A 17,927-nucleotide genomic window follows, 5' to 3' on the forward strand; every position below is an offset into this window, starting at 1 on the left:
CTTACTCATTCTTTCCGAAAAAACCATCGCTAAATATCGTTTTTGAAAACCAGGATAGTCAATTATTCTTAGCCGCTTAACCCGAACTCACGTTAGTTAGAGATATTTTTAACGCGGCGAGCCATGTTGAACTTTAAAAGCGACCGCCTGACCTATGCGGAATTGCTGGCGCCTTTACGCTGTCGCAAGGCTCCGGCCTTGTGGCCCGCTGATAGACAAACGCCATGCTAAGTAATAACTATGCAACTCCCGGATGTTCATTTCATCCGGGAGTTTATATTTTAAACGGAGCAAAAAGTAATCAAGAGCATTACGCTTAACAACAAACATTGTTAACTGTCCTAAAGACATGGCGTAAGCTTAGTATTTAGAAGGAAAAGATGAAATTCTTTTCCTGAAGATGACGTAGCGGGTAATTTAATTGTAGCTGCCGCGATATGTCTTTTCGTTTATTTATTATAGTTTACGAATTGACAACACTATAAATGACTCTGTGAATCTGCGGTCGCCGCAAGCTCGGGATTTTTGCATAATCGGAAAATGGCTGTATCGTTGGCACTTGACTTTAATTTACCCTTGCGTTTTAAGTCGGAATTTTTATTTTTTAGAATTTAGGTTATTGGGAAGCCGATAAGAAAAAGCTTGATTCAATTGTTGCCGAAAACCCCGGCATAACACTCCTTGATGTGGTAAAGCCTATCATCCTTCGTAACAACCGGTTCCGCTGCGACCATGGTTGGGATATTGACCTGGAGGATGGATCCAGCAACTATCTTATTTACAATAATCTGTGCTTAAACGGGGGAATCAAGCTGCGGGAAGGCGTAAGCCGTGTTGTTGAAAACAATATCATGGTCAATAATACTTTTCATCCCCATGTATAGTTTAAAAATAGTGGCGACCTGTTTCGTCATAATATCGTTGGAACTGGATACTTGCCTATCGGTATTTCTGCCTGGGGAAAAGAGGTTGATTACAACGCTTTTCCTGATTCCGTTTCATTGGCTGAAGCGCGCTTGCGCGGAACGGATAGTCATTCGGTGCACGGGCCTCTAACCTTTGAAAATCCTCGGAAAGGAGATTTTCGCGTGAATGAGGGTGCTAAATATAGAAAAATTATTTTGCGAAGACACACCCGGCGCGGATCGGATTTAGAAGTTAAATTTCCATACGGGGTTACGCATGTGATGCGTATCTGCAAAACTGCCTTCGCCCCCCATAACAAAAAAGCCGGCAACCATTACAGCTACCGGCTACATTTAACCAATTTATAAACCTATTATTTATCTGTTTTGTACATCGTCAGTTCGCACAGGTGGAAATAGTTGCCGCCGCCCCATGTTTCCAGCACTTTAAACCTGATGTAGCGGTATGGCGCCAAATTAGCCGGGAAGGTAAATGGCTCGCCGGCGCGTTCAAACGCCAGATCGGCATCGGTGTTTTGGCCAACCGGCAGGCCCGATGGCTTAACCGAGGTAAAGCTGCCAAGCATTACCCAATTGCTAAAGTCGCCGTTTGAGCTTGGGTTGTTGCTGCCGTAAATTTCGAAGCGTTTTGGATTACCGTAGTTATACAGGCCCGATTCGCGCTGCCAGATTTTCATTTTTGCCAGCGATGCCGATTGCCCCATATCAAAGGTGAACCAGATAGGGAAATTTTGGCCGGGGGTATGAAAACCAGGCTCGCCGGTGCTTTTATCCCACAGGTAATAAGTTTCCCAGCCGTAGGCCGATGGCACATCTGTTGGCAGGTTATAGGCCTTGAACAATGATTTATCGCACTCCACAATGTTGTAAATGGTTGGGAAGCTATCGGCTGTTTTTACCGGAAACGCATCTACCGCGTCGGGCGTTGGTTTATATGCCGACTGGTAGCTTATAGGGCTGCCCAGCTTATAATCGGTTAAAGTTACCGAGTTATCATTAGGCCCGAAAGATTTTTGGGCGGCAGCGCCAAGCTTATTGGTATACATCATAGTGGTTGATACGTTACCTGTATCGGCCTTGTTAAAGTTTAACGTTACGGTGCCGTCGTCATTTAACGAATAGGGGTTTGACGTATTATAGCCCCGGTTAAACAGCGCCGAGATGTACGATGGACCGTATACCCGCACGTTGTTTAAATCCTGCCCTACCGATTTATTGCCATCGTTATCATGTGCCACAATGGTGAAAGTATATACATACTCTTTTAAATTGGGGATTGATACGGTAATTGAATCGGCCGGACTGTGCGAGGTAGCATTAACAACTACCGAATCGCTGCCATTATTCCAGCTTACCACGTAGTTTTTGATACTCGGATCGGGGCTGGGGTGCCAAACCAGTACGGCCCGCAAATTGCCGGTGTGGTAGGTAACCCCGCTGGCTAAACCAGGGTAAGTTACCTCGTGATGATCTAAAAAAGATTTATAGTCTGTATCGTATTTTTTGCAGCCGGCCAGCGACAGGTACAGCAAAAAGAAAACAGCAACCTTGAAATTAATTTTCATTTTCTTAATTTTTAATGTTAACAACACGTTGTACTACAAAGGATTGCCATATAACGATACCTCAATCGCGTTTACATAGTTTAAGCCGCCAAACGTGCGCGATACATCCAGCCTGATATATTTGGTAGCCGGCGCAGCAAACGGGATGGCAAAGTTTACGCCCGCGGCAACAAAGGCCAGATCTGACGCGTTGGCCTGGTTATTTGGCAAACCCGAGGGCGGCGGCGGAAACGCGAAGTTGCCCAGGTTAACCCAATCGCCGGATATGGTGCCCGGTGCCGAATTTTTTGGCAGAACGGAATCCTGCGGATTATCAACCGTGGTGCCCCATAGCGTAAAATTCTGGATGTTTTGGTACGAGTAAATACTGTTAAGCCTTTCCCACAGCACAAAGCGGCTCAGCTTAGCAGTTACGCCCAAGCCAAATGTACACTGGTTGGTTGGCGCGCCTAAAGTATGCCAGCCCGGCTCGTTGGTGCTGCCATCAAACAGGTATTTTAACTCCCAACCGTAACCAATTGGGCTATCGCTGGCCAGATGGTACACATAAAACTTGCTTTTATCCAGCAGGGTTTCATACAGCGGCGTTAAGGTTTTAAACAAGGTATCGGAGTGGTTGCCAAACCTATCGGTGGTATAAACACCAAACTTGGTAGATACGGCGCTAAAACCACGTACCGAAAAATTAACGGTATCGGTACTGATATAGTTAGGGTCCTGCTCATCGTACTTGTTGGTTTTGGTGTTAAACGTAAGGACGTGCATGGCAATAGGCGCTTTATTGGGGTTGAGGCCAAAAAAGTTTGCGCCGCCAAAATCGGCAGTGATGTTTAGCGCGGCGTTAACCAGCTGGTAGTTTGGTGTAAGCGGGTTTACCTTTACGGTAACCGGATCGGACATGATATTGGCACGGCTTACAGCATACAGCGTAACCGTGTACTCCTGGGCACGGGCAAAGCCATCAACCGTAATGGTATCGGTATAATAGCTGGCCTTGGTTTCGCGCACAGTTTTATCGTTAATGGCATATTTGGCCAAAACGTACAGCAGATTTTTTGAATTGGGCAAGGTATAGGTTAACCTGGCGCTGCCGTTTAAATTGATTACGTTAACATTGGTTACAGGCCCCGGTTTGGTAGGATCGTTGGATACCACCTCGATGTTCGACTCGGCTTTTTTACAGGACGCAAAAAGCATCATGAGCAACACGGGCGCTAACAGCAAACCTGAAAGGTATCTGCGGTTATTGATCTTTTTCATAATTTATATTTTAATATTAATCATTTGAAATTTTTACAGCACCGGTAAACTACCAGTATGGGTTTTGGTTAAGGTTGTTATCCACCACAATGTCGCTTGTCTGGATAGGCCATAAATAATCCTTAATCCCAAACACGGGTATAATAACCGTTTGCGGCCGGTAGTAATTCGCGGCATCGCCTTCGTTAACGTTCCAGCCCTGTATGGGCCTGCTCAGCACATCCTGCAGCTCTTTCCAGCGGCGCAAATCCCAGCCGGCCTGGCCTTCAAAGCACAGCTCAATCCTTCTTTCGCGGTGAATAATCTCGCGCAGGCCATCTTTGGTATTTGGCTTATCGGGCGTTTTTGAATAGCTGCCCCATGAAGCCTGTACGCCACCCAAACCGGCCCTTGCCCTTACTTTATCTATGTAAGTAAACACTTCGGCAACAGGGCCCTGCGATTCGTTAAGCGCTTCGGCATATAGCAGGTAAAGGCCTGCCAGGCGCATCCGCGGCATATGAAAATCAACCGCGGTAAAAACCTCATCATAAACCGACAGGTAATTGGCCAGTTTTTTTGGCCACATACCGGTAATATTGGTGGCGCTTAAACTTTTTGGCCCGGCTAAAGCATAAGGGCCACGGGCCTGTACGTAGTAGGCGCTGCTTTCGTCAAGCTTGCCGTTGCCAAACCAGATGCCGCCGTCGAAACCAATGCTGGCATAAAAACGCAGCTCGCGGTTAAAGTGGCCTTTTGCTGTTTGATAGCCCGATTTGATGTACGATCCATTGGCATCATCGCCGGTTTGCGGGGTGTAGCGGTTGGCATAGTCAAAAGTTTTATCCTCATTGATAGGCACACCATTGCTGGTATAATACAGCTCGGATGTTGAAATAGGCACCGCGAATGTTGATGGATAGGTTGATGCCAGGCTTTCGGATTTATCCGTCATCCTTGGGATAGTAAAGCCCTGGTAACCAAAACCGTAATTTAGGGCCCAGATCAGTTCGGGGTTTTGCTCCCATTTATCGGTGATCATGGCCTGCAGGGTTAATACCTTTTTCAGCTTATCAGATACATTGCCCACACTTACTGTTGGCGGCGTGTTGTACAGGTGCAGGCCCTGCGCTTCGCACTCGGTTATAGCGGCTTTACAGGCATCGGCAGCCAGTTTCCATTTGTTAGCATCGGCGCTTGATGAAAAAAGCAGCTTGCCTGTATTATCCTTAAAATTGGCATAATCGGGGTTGCCGTTAAACAGCGGACTTGCAGCCGTGGTTAAAACCTCGGCCTTTACACTCATGGCAATAAATTTGGTAATGCGACCGAACTCGGTAGCCTGGCTTTCAATAACAGGTGGCAAATCGGGTATGGCATCATCCAACAACGATACCACATAGGCAAATGATTCATCAACCGACGAGCGGCTGCGTTTTACATCGGCCGTGCTGGCATTAACCGGATTATTGGTTTTTATTAAAATGATGGGGCCGTACAACCTTATCATGTAATAATGATAGTAGGCCTTTAAAAATTTAACCTCGGCAATCCACCGCTTTTTTTCTGATGCGCTTAAATCAATAGGCTTATCAATGTTTTCGAGCATGATATTGCACCTCCTGATGGCCTGGAACAAATTGCTGCCCCCGTTGGTGCCGTCCCAGTAGTTAATGCTTGGGTTTGCGGTGGTTTGCAGGCCCCTGATGATGTTGAAGCCCACCTCGTTAAAGTAATGATCGTTAAGGGTATTGGGGTACACAATTTCTGACGAGGTTGCAAAACCCGGATCATTTACCACGTTGTTCATCTGCGTCATGGTAGCGTAGCACGAAAACAGGTAGTTTTCGGCCTCGTTACGGTTCCGGAAGGCATATTCAAGCGTGCCCACATTATCGGGGGTAACATCCAGGTATTTTTTACATGAAAGGCTCATGGAACACAGCACAATCACACAAATCAATTTATAATATGACGATTTCATATCTTCTGCTTTTTTCTGTTAATTATAAATTCACGTTTAAGCCTATGTTGTATACTTTTTGTATCGGGTACGCAAAGCCGTTACCACCCTGCTCAGGATCCCATAGTTTGAAGGGGCTCCAGGTAAGCAAATTCAGGCCGTTAAAGTAAATTCTTAGGTTTGATACCCTTAATGATTTGGCTATGCGTGCAGGCAGTGTATAACCAACCTCTAATGATTTAAGGCGCATAAAGCTGCCATCGCGCAGCCACCAGGTGCTTGGCTGCAGGTTGTTTGATATCACGGTTGAGTTAACACCCAGGCGTGGGTAGGCTGCATACAAATCCTGGTGCTCTTCGCTCCAGTGGCTGTTGGCAAACTCGCTTAATACCTGTGTATTGCCGTACACATAAGGATCGGGGCTTTGGATAAAAGGGCTTACCCTGGTAGGATCGACAAAGAACGATACCCTTGCCTGGCCCTGGAAAAATGCCGAAAGATCAAAACCCTTATAGCCGGTTGAAAAACCGAAGCCATAAACAATTTCGGGCGTTTGCGGATAACCCAGATAGGCCATATCCAATACATCTATTTTACCATCGCCATTTAAATCGCGGTATTTAATATCGCCACCCTGTGGTTTTATACCGCTGCCATTAAAGATCTGGGTAGGCGAGTTTGCCGCTTCCTGGTCGTCAACAAACAAGCGTTCGGCAATGTAGCCGTAGCCGCGGCTTATGGGCTGGCCAATGGCATGGCGCCATGGCTCCTTATAGTCGGGCTCCTCGATGTAAGTATATTTATTATTGGAGTAGGTAAAGTTACCGCGGATTGATGCCCAGGCGCTGTTGCCAAAGTTTTGTTTGTAATCCATAGATAAATCGATACCCTTTGAATCAACCACGCCCAGGTTGGCACTGATAGGCGCCTCTAAACCCTCGCTTACAGGGATGCTTGCGCGTTGCTGTAAAATGTTATAGCGGTGGTTTTTATAAAACTCGGCCACGATATTGAAATTTTTCAAAAGCGTCATTTCAACGGCAACGTTGGTTTGTCTCGAGGTTTCCCAGGTTACATCAGTATTCTCGTAATTCTGGATGGTTACCCCTTTACGCTCATACTGGTTATTGATACCAAATTGCGCATAATTATAACCCTGGTTAAACTGAACTACCGATTGGTAGAAGAAACGCTGCGAGCCAATGGCATCGTTACCCACCAAACCATGGCTGGCGCGGATTTTTAAACGATCGACGATGCCCGGTGTCCACCAGTCTTCATTAGATACTACCCATGAGGCACCAATGGTTGGGAAGAAACCATAACGATGATTGGCCGAAAAGCGCTCTGATCCGTTATAGCCAAAGTTAAACTCGGCAAAATACCTGCTTTTAAAAGAGTAGGTTACCCTGCCTGCCAGGCCAAGGTTACGATAGGGTAGGGCCGATAACAAATCGCCGGCATTGGCATACAGTGTTTGCTGCTGTGTACCTATCAATGTGGTGTTTATGGTATGACTGCCGAATGATTTGGCATACTCCAAAGCGCCCTGCAAATAAATAAAGGTATTTACCTGTGTACCGCCCGGCGAATAGCTCAGGTATTCCTGCGCTACGTTGTAGCCTGTTGGCTGCGGGTTAAGCCAGGTAAGGGTGTACTTGTTGGTTTCCTTATCGTAGGTATTAACGTTATAGTAAAAAGGCGAATAGGCCGATTGTGAGGTGAAATAAGAATACCTGTTGGTATTAAATAGCCCCCTGAACTTTAAACCGTCGGTAATAAACTTAAGGTTTTGGTTTAACTCCAGTTGTGCCGACATCCTTGACTCTGACGAGTTTTTATGACCGCGCAACAAAGCCGCGTAAGGGTTATTGTAGGAGATATTGTTGCTTGTGGTACCGCCAACCAAACCTGTATTACCAAAAAGGATGTGCTGGGCATTCAGGTTTGCCGAATCGGCCGGGAAATAAGCCGGGAACAATACGGGGCTGGTATGGATGGCCACGTTATATAAATCGGATGCGAAAGAACCATCGGTAGTAATAGGGCCGTTATATTCGCTAAACGTACCCGATAAACGTACAACCACCTCGGTGGTCTTGGTCATGTTTACGTTGATGTTTGAACGTAACTGGTAGTTTTTAAACTTAACGTTATTGTTGTTATTGTTGCGGATATCGTTCTTCAATACCCCGTTATCCACATTGTATGCGCCTGCTATATAGTAGCGGGCAATGTTACCGCCGCCGCTCACGCTTAAATTATTACGTTGTGTGGTGGCACGTTTTTTAAACAACAGGTTAAGCCAGTCAACAGCGGGGTATACATACTGGTTGCTGCCCGGCGTTCCGTTTATGGTATTCTGCGTATTCCTGATCTTGCTTTCGGGGAAAGGTAACGGCAATTTAGGGTCGCGGGTTAACGTGGCCTCGTTGTAAAGGTTCATGTACTGGATCGGGTCCACAAGGTCCAACGTTTGGGTTGATTGCGAGGACGAGTATTCCGACCGAAAATTGATTTTAGGCGCGCCTTCCTTACCCTCTTTGGTGCTTACCAAAATAACACCGTTTGCACCGCGTGCACCGTATAGGGCGGTAGCGCTGGCATCTTTCAGGATAGAGAAGCTGGCAATATCATCCACATTTAAGCGTGCCAGGTCATTGGTGGATAGCTCCACATTATCAATCAAAATAAGCGGATCGCGTTTGTAACCGAAAGTAGTTACCCCCCTGATGAAGAAGGAGGCGTTATCCTGCCCCGGCTGGCCGCTGCGCTGGTAGGCAATGATACCGGCTGCCTGCCCTGCCAAAGCGTTGGTTAAGTTACTCGCCGGTATTTTTAGTTCGCCGGGCTTGATGCTGGTTACCGAACCTACCAATGCTTCCTTGCGTTCCTTTTTACCAAAGGCTGTTACTACAACTTCTTCGGCAATCAGCTTGTTTTCTTTAAGGATGATGTTGAAGATCTTTTTATCGGCACTAACAACAACGTGCTGTTCGGTAAAACCCACAAAGCTTATACGTAATGATGTACCTACGGGCACATCCAGTACAAAGCGGCCGTTCTCATCAGTCGACGTCGAGATATTTTTAACGTTTTCGGCCAATATGGTAGCACCCTGTATTTTTACGCCAAGGGTATCGGTTACCTTACCTGTAACGGTAACCCTGGTTTGCGAATAGGCACTGCCAAAAAACAGGGTAAGCACAAAAAGCATTGTGCAACGCCCCAGGATAAGCTGCCTGGTATTTTTTGAAAGTAGTTTACTAAAAATGTAAAGTGGCTTCATAAAATTTGGTTCATAATTTGTTATTCATTAATTGGTTTGCGATCAAATATTTGTTTTCAAATGCAGGATCAGTTATTGGCGGGAAAGCAAGTTTTTGGGGATTGTTAAGCCGGGCTTATGCGCGGAGCTAATTGTAAAACGGCCGGCCCCTTCTCCATAAGGCCGTGGTTTTATTAATCGCATCCGCCGGTTATTCCGTGGCCTGTAATTGGTTGTTCTGCTTTTCTCCCCTAAGGTCAAGAGTCAAAATCTTCACATACTTTATGGGTTTAGTTAATAATTGGTTCTGTAAATGTAGGGGGAGATCAAGCTTGAGAAAATGGATTTACTTTCAAAAAGGATGGACAATTTTATGATTTTTGATCATCAAAATGGGTTCGTCCATTAATTCCCGAACCCTGGGAAAAACAGCACTTTGGGGAGTGCAAAAAAGTTAAAACTTTTTGTGATTTTTTTTTAAAAAAGTATAGCATAAGTATCTCGTTTGTATAAAAAAGTATTGTTTTTTATACAAAAAGAGCTGCTTATAAAAAAGGAAGGAAAGCTTAAGCCACCACGCCAAATTTGTACACAATAACCTGGTGAAAAGCTTCGCCTGGGCCTAATGTTGCCGATGGAAAATGAGCATGATTGGGACTATCGGGATAATGCTGGCACTCCAGGCATAAACCATCAAAAGGTCTGTATGACCTTGAATAATTGCCGGGAATTTTGCTTTGAAGATAATCGCCGGTATACACAACTATTGATGGATAGGAGGTAGCTACCTCAACCCGGCGCCCCGAGGTGCTATCGATAAGCAGCGCGGCCGTTTTGAGGGTATGTTGGGCGTCGTTTTGCAGTACAAAGCAATGGTTATAACCGTTGATGGTATCGCCGCCGGCAATCATTTTCTCCCTTAAAACCTCCCCGTTTAAAACCCTTTTACCGGCTGGTTTAACCAGGCCGGTTGGTACGTAGGTGGCATCTACATCCAGCATGTTTTCGGCATAAACCTTAAGGGTATGGTCAAAAATAGCACACTCCCCAGCAGATAGATTGAAGTATGCGTGATTGGTAAAACTGGCCACCGTTTGCTTGTCGGCTGTGGCCTGGTATTTGATTTTCAGTTCATTATCATCAGTCCACTCATAAGTTACTACCAATTTAAGGTCTCCGGGGTAGCCGCCATCACCATCCTTACTCAGCAGGCTAAATGATACGCCGCTTTCGGTTATTTGATAATCAAACACCCGGGTATTAAAGCCGGTATTACCACCATGGTTGGAATTGTTACCATCATTAGCGTCCAGGTGATAAATTGTTTCGTCTAAAGTAAATTCTGCCCCTCCAATCCTGTTGGCAAAACGACCTATGGTGGCACCTAAATAGCATTCGTCGGCAATATAATCCGGTAATGAATGGTAGCCCAATATCACGTTTTCCAGGTTGCCCGCCTTATCCGGCACTACTGCCGATACCAGCGTTGCACCATAATTGGTAAGCTCCACATATGCCCCTGAACTATTTTCGAGCCTGAAAAAGTAAACCTTACAGCCAGCATGTTCGCCCCATTCCTGTTGCGATATCCTGTTTTGGCTTTTGATCATGATTTGGTTGGTATTATGGCTCAAGGTAAATTATATTATTGTAATTATAACACCTATTTAATTAAGCTAAAACTATTTAGCTTAATTAAATGACGCATAAGGGCAACACAGATATGCATTGCATTGTTTATTTAGCCAGAAGTCTTAAGCTTTAAGTCCCAAATGCTACCTCGCATTTTTCAACCTAAAACTTAAGACTCCGGGCTTAAGACTAAATTAATAGTTTGTCACGTTCAATTGCTGTTTGGTCATCTCTAAATGAGCCTTTGCACCGGCATGGGCACTGTCGAGTTGCAGCACTTTGGTAAACAGGGTCAGTGCTGCATCAAACTCGTGCAAACCCAGCATTCCTAATCCCTGTAAAAAGTAGGTGTGAATGGTGTTGCGCAGGTTTAAATCGTCGTCGAAAATGAGCAGGTTGGGGAGGGATACGGCAAAGTAATCTATCTTCACCACATCACTTTCATGGGCTTTGCCATAGGCTATCAGCTTATCAAAAATCTGTTTGGCATGCTGCTGGTCGCCCAGTTTTTTCCAGCTTAGGCCCTGGTAAAAAATCTTATCGGGCTGCTGATCGTTATAAAATATGGCCGCCGACGGTTCATCCAAACCGATGGTCGACTGGGTAAAATAGTGTTTGGCGGCGTCAGCCTGGTTTAAACCTTCATAAGCACGGCCCAGCCAATAATCAATATCGTTTTCCTGTGTACCGTAAAGCTTGCCCTCACCTAAATTATGTGGGTAGCTTTTGGCCATGTTTAAATTGGCAACGGCTTTGTTAAAGTCGCCTTCGTCAATATACTGTTTAGCCAACTGCACCAGGCTAAACACGTATTGGCCCGATGCCTTGCCTTCGCCGCCCTCCCATGGGTGAAACTGCCGTTTCATCAATAAACCAAGTGCCTTATCGTACTCGCCCGACAGGTTATAAAGCGTTACCCGCTCCAGGTAAACGTCGTCGCGTTGTTCGGCAACTTCAAGGTTATCTTCCAGCAACTTCAACCGTTTATCAACAGGATAGTTCAGCCTTTTATAAAGCTGATCCAGCTCCATTAATACGCGGGCATCTGTTTTATCCAGTTCAAAAGCCTTTTCAAAATAGTTTAAGGCTTTTTCGGCATTGTTTTGCTTGTTAAAATAGGCAATAGCCAAATTCCTGAACACCGTCGGAAATGTTTCGTCCAGCTTTGCTGCTTTTTCCCAGTTGCTTACGGCATCATCATACTGGCGTTTATCATAAAACAGGTTGCCTAAATAGTAAGGCGCTTTAGCATCAGCCGGGTTAAGCTCCATGGTGAGCTGAAGGATCTTCACCTCATCCAAACGGTTAGGAAAGCACAGGTAAGGGTCGGCTACGGCGGCTTTTTTAAACCATTTCTGGGCTTCGTCCTGTGCGCCGTTTTTATGGCAAAAATAGCCCAGGCTGTAATAAACCATTGGGTTGTTGCCATTATCCTTCAACGCCAGTTGCAATAGCTCACCAGCCTCGGTATATAAACCGGCCGCAGCGTAATCAAGGGCGTATTCAATATAGTTTTGATCATCGTTTCTTGACAGGGCTATCAGCTCATCCAGGCATTTGGCAACCATCTCGGCATTGCCTTCCAGCTTATAAAGCTCAATTTTTTCAAAAATAACCCCAAGGTTAAAGCCATCCCTTTCAAGCGCCACACTGGCCACATTTTGTGCTTTATCCAGCTGTTTCAGGTTGCGCAGGGCAGCCATTTTTATCACATAGGCCTTGCTGTTATTGGCGTTTCTATCCAGCGACTGGTTGATATGATCTAAAGCCAATGCAAAGTGACCGCGGGCGATATCTGTTTTGGCCACCTCAAAAAATCCGGTATCTTTCCAGGCATTGCTCCAGGTTGATTTATAAAAAAACGTATAAGCTTCATCGGCCCTGCCTAAATATTTTAAGCATAAGCCCAGGTTGTAATAAGGCTCGCTATCATATGGGTTAGGGTTGCGTTGAATGCTGGTTTCCACAGCCTGCCTTAAAAAGGGCTCGGCTTTGGCAAACTGACCTTTGCGGATATACCATTTACCCAAAGCGTTGTTGTTGCGGATATCGGTTGGTTCGCGGCGAAGGGCTTCTTCATAGTAAGGTACGGGGCTATAGGTAGCATGACGGTATTGCTCCAGGTGCTGCGCGGTTAAAAACAATTGCTCCACGCTTTCCACATTGGCAGGTTCCAAAGCGGGTTTGGCCGGGATAGGCATTTCGTTCTTTTTGTTTTTGGCCGGCTCGTACCGTAGTACTTCCTGGTCACTGCTATTGGTGATGATAAGCAGCAGCGCATTCTCGTCCAAACCTGCAGCTACCGTCAATTCCTGTACAAAAACAACTTCAGGCACAATTGTACCGGTGTGTGCAAACAGCTCTTCGCCGTTATAGCTAAGGTTGATATGCAGGTTTGTTTGGGCCGATGTTACCTGCACTTTGATGGTTACCTTATCCCCATTTTTGCTTAAAGCTAACAGGATATCCTTAGATGCGTTTTTTACCATGCCTAACTCGCGGTAGGGTAAAAAATACTGGGTAAAAGTTTTTTCTTCGTAAGGCATCAGCCAGCTAAAATCGGGCTGATTATCGGTAAATACGCCCGTCATCAGCTCGATATATGGGCCATCCTCGTCGGTGAGGTTCCTGTCCCAGGCCTGGCCAAAATCGCTGTGGCCCCAGGTCCATTGTTTTTTGCCGGGCGATACATGGTGATTGGCTACGTGCAGTAAACCGGCTTCGCTATCATGCTCATAGCCGCCCACAAAATCATAATCAGAGTTAATGGCCATGTACGATGTGGGTACCGGGATGTTTTTATACATCGAGATATCGGTACCGGGCGAATAATCAACCTTGTAGTAAGTACCTGTAGCTATCGGAAAATCGGATACATCGCGCTTACCGTGGTCAAAAACAGCGTTCACATCCGGCGGAAATACCGATTGGTAATAATCATTCACCTTAACTGCCGGGTTTGCCCACCATAAAAAGGTTTGCGGCAGCGCCGATCGGTTAAAAAGTTTCGCTTTTATTTCGATATATGCCGTATCGGGATGCAGGGTAAAACCCGCCATGCCTTTGGTGTGGAACATACGCTCCACCTCGTTTACCCAAACGGTTTTGCTGCCATCGGCATGCTCTTCCAGCTTGTAATCAACCGGATCAAAGGTGCTTGGCCTGTGGTGCTGCGGCCAGTTAAATTCGATACCGCCCGAAATCCAGGGACCGGTTAAACCAACCAATGCAGGCTTAATTACCTGATTATGGTAAATAAAATGGCGTTGCTTCACCTTATCAAAAGCTGTTTGAATGCGGCCGCCTAACTGAGGCAAAATCATCACCTTCAGGTATTTATTCTCCAGGAACAGGCCTGTGTATTCCTTCTCTTCTTTTTCATCGGCAATTTTCTCAATCACCGGGTTTGGATAAACCACCCCGCTGCTGCCCTGGTAAACCCGTTTTTCAAAAAACATGGGGTTTTTATCGGGCTTGCCAACACCATAAGTGGGGATAATTACTTGCTCTTCCCAAACGGAAACAGTTGAACTTTGCATACTATGTATTGTATTTTAATGTCTTATTAAATTGTCTTCTAACTCTTCTAAAGTTTGGCCTTTGGTTTCTTTCACTTTTGCTTTTACAAACAGGAAGCCCGCAAAGCAGATGCCCGCGTACAGGTAAAATGGCCCATATGCGCCTAATATTTTGGCCAGGATAGGGAATGTAAATACCAGGATAAAGTAAGCCCCCCAAAGCGATACAATGGCTACCGATGATGCAACACCACGGATTTTATTGGGGAAGATCTCGGATATAAGCACCCAGGTAACCGGGGCCAGCGAAATAGCATAGGTACTGATGGCCAGCAATACAAATATAGATACCAGCCCCGCCGGGAAGTGATTTTGCAGCAGGAAGGCCAGTATAATGTACAATACAGATAAGCCCAGCGATCCCCAAAGCATCAGCGGACGGCGGCCCAGTTTATCAACCTGCCACATGGCTAATAAGGTAAATACCAGGTTCACTACGCCTATGGCCACGGTCTCGAACAATTGCCGGTTCAGGTTAGCGCCAACCGATTCAAATATGGTAGAAGTATAGTTAAACACCACGTTAATACCGCAAAATTGCTGAAACACAGCCAGCGTAATACCCACCACCACAGCCGGGCGTACGGCTTTTTCAAACACCATAGCGTATGATTGTTTGGTTGCGCCAATTAATGATTTTTCTACCGCTTTAAAGGTTGATTCGGCAAAATCAGGCGAGCCAATTTTGTTGAGGATAACCCTGGCTTTATCGGGCTGACCGGATTTCATGAGCCATCTTGGGCTTTCGGGCAGCCAGGTAACACCTATCAAAAATATGGCAGATGGTACTGCACCCAGGCCAAACATCCAGCGCCATGAATCGGCACCGTGATCGGCCAGGAAGTAGTTGACCAGATTGGTCACCAATATGCCGATAACCACAGTAAGCTGATTTATAGCCACGTTTCGGCCGCGTACTTCGGCAGGCGAAACTTCGGCAATATACATGGGGCAAAGCATCGACGCCATGCCCACGCCTATCCCGGCGCCAAAACGCAGGATTAAAAAGTAAGTTAAGGATGCAGAAAAAGCAATCCCGATAGATGATACCGCGAAAATTAAGGCAGCGATAATAAGCCCTGGTTTACGGCCATATTTATCGGCTATGTTACCGGCCAGCAAACAGCCAACTATGCAGCCTAAAGCCAGCGAACCGGTTAAAAAGCCCTCCCATACCGGTGTTAAGGCAAACTGGGTTCGCAGGAACGGCAGCGCGCCCGAAATTACCGCAAAATCGAACCCGAACAGGTACCCGCCCAGGGCCGAAATAAAGGAAATGCCAATAATATAACTACTGTTAAAGCTTTTTGAACTACTCATTTTTTAGGTTGGATATGGTTAACTGGTGGTGGCATAATATTACAGTTTATTTTTATCATTAATTTACCGCTACTATTTTTACCAGCAGGGCATCGCCTGTGTTGGCGGCCATGCTAAATGTTTGGGCGTCAGCTTTTAATTCACCAATGGCCTTATCGGTCATAAAATCGCGGAATTCATATTGTTTATGCGCATCAAGGCCCAGGGCCTGCCTGCTAAACAATTGCTTAAAATCATTTTTAAGATCGAAATTGAATAAGGCCAGCATAGTGGTGTCGCCCGGCAGGTAAAATGATAGTTGTTGATCGAAACTTTCACCATCAGCCATTTTCAGGGGGATAAACGCTTTAGGATCGCTAAAGAATTTGGCGATGTTTTTATTGTTCAAAAATTCCTGTGCACGGTACGCGGCTATCGGGTTCCTGAAATCAGATCCATCGCCCAGAATACTGCCCATCACCATCATGGCATACAGGCGTACTTTTATTTCCTGCTCGTTCAGATCCGGGTTTTTCTGGAAGTTTTTCATGATGCTTACATCCAGGTTGGTATAAGGGAACAAAGTGCCCTGCACCCAGCCCATATGCGATCCTGTGGCTAACGATGCTTCGGTACTGCCCCAGTTAGGAAAACCTTTCTGGTCATCGCGCAGGTGCGAGTATACATCGGTAGATACAAACCGTGTGTGGGTATACTGATGCGGAAACAACGGCGAGATAGCCTGGGTGATAAAAACATCTTTGCCCATAATTGAATCAACCAGGTGTCGCAAAGTTCTCATTCCATAATTGTAAGCCTGTATCCCGGTACGAATCTTTGGATCGTAACGTTTGGTACTCTCCAGGGCGCCAGCCGTTAAAAAGTCTATCTTGATAAATTTGGCATTGATGGCTTTTGCCTTTTTCAGCTGCGAAATGATAGAAAGCCTGACCGCCGGATGCGTGGGATCCAGGGCATAAGCGCCCCAATCGCCATCTTTGTACATGATGGCCTTACCGTTTTTATCCTGTAAAAGCACATCCTCAAACATTACATCGGTACCTGGCAGCTTGTGCCCTTTTGTATCATTCTTCCAGCTCCACATGGCAAAAGGCGTAAAATAAAACCCCATCTGCTGGCCGTTTTTTGCGCCATATTCTCCTATTGATTTTAAAACCTCGGTAGAATAGATGCCCTGGTCGTACGAGTCGATACTTAAAACTGGTTTGGAGTAAGCGCCAAAGTTGGGCATGGAGTGGATGAAATCCGAGATCTGGTTTACAGCAGGCGGCATCATCACCTTTTCGTAACCCAGCACACCTTCAACCCCAAAACTGTTCCAGTAAACAGGAGCTGGCCCCTCCCAGGTTTGCTTGCCATTGATGATGGAATTTACCCGCCCATAATCCTTAAAAGCCTTGTGCAGATCATCCGATCCGCAGATATATACGGCGGCCGAGCTTACGGTTTGGCCAACCATGGTACCATGGTCGGCATGGTCATGCGTACCATCCAGGCCGCCATAACCCGATTTAAGGGATGGATCATCCGGCGTCGCCACACCGCCAAAAACGTTTAATGAATCTACGTAGCCCAATTGGGTTCCGATTTGATAGGATAAACCTGTTTTCCAGAAATCGTGGCTTACACTACCTATTACCAGTCCCGAATTTTTAAGCTGATCATAAACCGCCAAAAACTCGTAGCTGATGCCTTTGCTTTTGGGCTCGTCGCCTTTCGGCCATCTCCGCTCTAAAGTTGGCGTCCAGTCGTCGTTATCAAACGGAACATCCAAAATGCGCGGCCCGGTACCGGGAATAAACAACTTGCCTTTATTGGCCGGCAGGATAGCTATCGGGCTGATATCCCGGGTTTCGATAGGTTTACCCTGGGATGTAGCACTTACATTAACAAGCGCATATTGCCTGCCCTGGTAAAGGGTAAAGGATTGTGTGATGCTGATGTTGTGTTTTGCATCGCTATGCTTAACAACAAGGCTTAAGCCTTTGCCTATATTATCGTTAACCTGCCGGGTTGTGCAGGCATGGTTAGCAAGATCGACGGTTGATAAATATCCTGAAGTTAAATCGCGCACGTAGGCTACCGTGTTATCCATATGCATACCGTTGGCAAACACATAGTTAATTGTGCCGGTAGTTTTATCGACGGTGATTTTTACCTGTGGGCTGCTAATAACGGTATTATCCGCACTTTTTTGGGGTTCCTGTGCACTCAACATAGTCACAGATAGTATCAAAACAGTTATCAAGCCAGAGATTTTGATGAAGCTGATTTTATAATTACCTGGTGTTTTTTTAAAGTGCTGCATTGGTGTTGTTATAGTTTTTGTTATCGGCAATAGCTTGGTCAAATCTGCTGCATCGTGTTTGTCGGTACACTTAATTCCTGTTGTTGTCAGCAATAAACACCGGACCTTAACACACTAATATTTCCGGC

8 protein-coding genes are annotated in these 17,927 nt (G+C 45.9%); all 8 read right to left on the reverse strand.

All coding sequences use genetic code 11. From position 1 onward, the window contains the following. Nucleotides 1–1,279: 1,279 nt before the first annotated feature. Nucleotides 1,280–2,491, reverse strand: a complete 1,212-nt coding sequence (locus BMX56_RS27205; protein ID WP_090652874.1) for a DUF4998 domain-containing protein — start codon at nucleotides 2,489–2,491, stop codon at nucleotides 1,280–1,282. A gap of 33 nt (nucleotides 2,492–2,524) precedes the next feature. Further along, nucleotides 2,525–3,751, reverse strand: coding sequence for a DUF4959 domain-containing protein (locus BMX56_RS27210; RefSeq protein WP_090652875.1), 1,227 nt, complete (start codon nucleotides 3,749–3,751; stop codon nucleotides 2,525–2,527). Nucleotides 3,752–3,800: 49 nt separating this feature from the next. Continuing rightward, entirely contained in the window at nucleotides 3,801–5,714 is a 1,914-nt protein-coding gene (locus BMX56_RS27215; protein WP_090652876.1) for a RagB/SusD family nutrient uptake outer membrane protein, read from the reverse strand. A gap of 22 nt (nucleotides 5,715–5,736) precedes the next feature. Further along, the gene (locus tag BMX56_RS27220; RefSeq protein WP_218152498.1) at nucleotides 5,737–8,982 is read right to left on the reverse strand and encodes a SusC/RagA family TonB-linked outer membrane protein; all 3,246 of its coding nucleotides are present in this window, start codon (nucleotides 8,980–8,982) and stop codon (nucleotides 5,737–5,739) included. A gap of 545 nt (nucleotides 8,983–9,527) precedes the next feature. Next, nucleotides 9,528–10,571, reverse strand: coding sequence for an aldose epimerase family protein (locus BMX56_RS27225; RefSeq protein WP_090652877.1), 1,044 nt, complete (start codon nucleotides 10,569–10,571; stop codon nucleotides 9,528–9,530). A 216-nt stretch (nucleotides 10,572–10,787) separates the two neighbouring features. Next, nucleotides 10,788–14,132 carry a tetratricopeptide repeat protein gene (locus tag BMX56_RS27230; RefSeq protein ID WP_177183940.1) on the reverse strand — a complete coding sequence of 1,115 codons (3,345 nt, stop codon included), beginning with the start codon at nucleotides 14,130–14,132 and terminating at the stop codon, nucleotides 10,788–10,790. A gap of 15 nt (nucleotides 14,133–14,147) precedes the next feature. Next, on the reverse strand, nucleotides 14,148–15,491 hold the full coding sequence (locus BMX56_RS30315) for a sugar porter family MFS transporter (protein ID WP_177183941.1): 1,344 nt from the start codon (nucleotides 15,489–15,491) through the stop codon (nucleotides 14,148–14,150). 58 nt (nucleotides 15,492–15,549) lie between these two features. After that, on the reverse strand, nucleotides 15,550–17,799 hold the full coding sequence (locus BMX56_RS27235) for an alpha-amylase family protein (protein ID WP_218152499.1): 2,250 nt from the start codon (nucleotides 17,797–17,799) through the stop codon (nucleotides 15,550–15,552). Between the last annotated feature and the right edge of the window lie 128 nt (nucleotides 17,800–17,927).

Origin of the sequence: Mucilaginibacter sp. OK283 (assembly GCF_900110415.1) — a bacterium.
Classification (GTDB): Bacteria; Bacteroidota; Bacteroidia; order Sphingobacteriales; family Sphingobacteriaceae; genus Mucilaginibacter.

Excerpts from the sequence above, each read along its gene's own strand:
- BMX56_RS27205 (WP_090652874.1), bottom strand. The coding sequence starts at position 2,491 with ATGAAAATTAATTTCAAGGTTGCTGTTTTCTTTTTGCTGTACCTGTCG.
- BMX56_RS27225 (WP_090652877.1), bottom strand. The coding sequence starts at position 10,571 with ATGATCAAAAGCCAAAACAGGATATCGCAACAGGAATGGGGCGAACAT.
- BMX56_RS27220 (WP_218152498.1), bottom strand. The coding sequence starts at position 8,982 with ATGAAGCCACTTTACATTTTTAGTAAACTACTTTCAAAAAATACCAGG.
- BMX56_RS27215 (WP_090652876.1), bottom strand. The coding sequence starts at position 5,714 with ATGAAATCGTCATATTATAAATTGATTTGTGTGATTGTGCTGTGTTCC.
- BMX56_RS27210 (WP_090652875.1), bottom strand. The coding sequence starts at position 3,751 with ATGAAAAAGATCAATAACCGCAGATACCTTTCAGGTTTGCTGTTAGCG.
- BMX56_RS30315 (WP_177183941.1), bottom strand. The coding sequence starts at position 15,491 with ATGAGTAGTTCAAAAAGCTTTAACAGTAGTTATATTATTGGCATTTCC.
- BMX56_RS27230 (WP_177183940.1), bottom strand. The coding sequence starts at position 14,132 with ATGCAAAGTTCAACTGTTTCCGTTTGGGAAGAGCAAGTAATTATCCCC.
- BMX56_RS27235 (WP_218152499.1), bottom strand. The coding sequence starts at position 17,799 with ATGCAGCACTTTAAAAAAACACCAGGTAATTATAAAATCAGCTTCATC.